Here is a 326-nt window from a genome sequence, read left to right as displayed (position 1 = left end):
ACCAGCTTGCGACGGGCATCGGAGGTGGCCTGTGCCTGGGTGTCCACCGCGGCCTGCTTGAGGCGCGCCGCCAGCAGTGACATGGCGCGCGCACGGTTCTTGTGCTGGCTGCGCTCATCCTGCCACTCCACCACCACGCCGGTGGGCAGGTGGGTGATGCGAATCGCGGAATCGGTAGTGTTGCCGTGCTGACCACCGGCACCGGAGGAGCGATAGGTATCGGTGCGCAGGTCGGCCGGATTGATGTCGATCTCGATGTTGTCATCGATTTCCGGCGACACGAACACGGACGCGAACGAGGTGTGACGACGGCCGCCGGAGTCGAA

1 protein-coding gene is annotated in these 326 nt (G+C 65.6%); it reads right to left on the bottom strand.

Annotation, left to right across the window (positions count from 1 at the left end; translation table 11 throughout):
- Positions 1–326, bottom strand: a 326-nt coding sequence (locus R0J88_RS19290) for a peptide chain release factor-like protein (protein ID WP_410900774.1), incomplete at both ends; no start/stop codon positions are given.

Source organism: Pseudoalteromonas sp. SIMBA_162, from assembly GCF_046535955.1.
In the GTDB taxonomy this organism is placed as follows: Bacteria; Pseudomonadota; Gammaproteobacteria; order Enterobacterales; family Alteromonadaceae; genus Pseudoalteromonas; species Pseudoalteromonas marina.
This window is presented reverse-complemented; position numbering and strand designations above follow the sequence as displayed.